Origin of the sequence: Glutamicibacter nicotianae (genome assembly GCF_006539525.1) — a bacterium.
Classification (GTDB): domain Bacteria; phylum Actinomycetota; class Actinomycetes; order Actinomycetales; family Micrococcaceae; genus Glutamicibacter; species Glutamicibacter nicotianae.
Genome location: NZ_BJNE01000043.1, coordinates 1 through 989, shown reverse-complemented (window position 1 = coordinate 989; position 989 = coordinate 1). Strand labels below are relative to the sequence as shown.

Below are 989 nucleotides of genomic sequence, written 5' to 3'. Positions count from 1 at the left end.
GCGTTTGAAACCGCCGCGATCATCATTACGCTTGAACCCGCCATCGCGGTTGTCATTGCGCTTAAAGCCACCACCGCGGTTGTCATCACGGCGCTCGCTACGGAAACCGCCACGGTCATCGTTACGATTGCTACGGAAACCGCCACGATCATCATTACGCTTGAACCCGCCATCGCGGTTGTCATTGCGCTTGAAGCCACCACCGCGGTTGTCATCACGGCGCTCGCTACGGAAACCGCCACGGTCATCGTAGCGCTTAAAGCCACCGCGATCATCGTTACGATCGCCACGGAAGCCACCACGATCATCGTTGCGCTTGAACCCGCCACCGCGGTTGTCATCACGGCGCTCGCTACGGAAACCGCCACGGTCGTCATTACGCTTGAACCCGCCACCGCGGTTGTCATCACGGCGCTCACCGCGGAAACCACCACGATCATCATTACGCTTGAAGCCACCACCACGGTTGTCATCACGGCGCTCACCGCGGAAACCACCACGGTTATCGTCGGTGCGCTTGAAATCGCTGCGGTCATCGCGACGCTTGAAACCATCGCGGGAGTTGTTGCGGCTTGAGTTTGAGTTCCGGAAGTCGCCTCGTCCGTTGTCGGAGTTACGGCGGAATTCGTTAGACATCTAATGTCCCCTTCAGCGGCTATCTCAATACCGCAACCTTCGTGATTGCCTTAGCAAATCACTTCACTATTAACTATTCTGCAGGCCATAAAGGCATGTACATCTAACCTCAAGTCTACGGGAGCCACGAGACATACCATAGGGAAACAGGTGCAATGTGGCAAGACACTCAGTCACTCCACTTAGGTTTTCTCTTCGGCTCAATGCCGGCCTGATCCGTTGTGTAACGGGCCGCGGCAGCGGCCAGCGGCCAGCGGCCGAACCCCCTTTAAACACGAACAGGCCAGGCATCGCCTGGCCACCCCGCACCACACTCACGGGTTAAACAGGTGAGGCTCCAACCATCACTGGCT

1 pseudogene is annotated in these 989 nt (G+C 57.4%); it reads right to left on the bottom strand.

What is annotated here, in order from left to right:
* Positions 1-636 (bottom strand): annotated as a pseudogene (locus ANI01nite_RS17260) (hypothetical protein); the annotation flags it as partial.
* Positions 637-989: the final 353 nt, after the last annotated feature.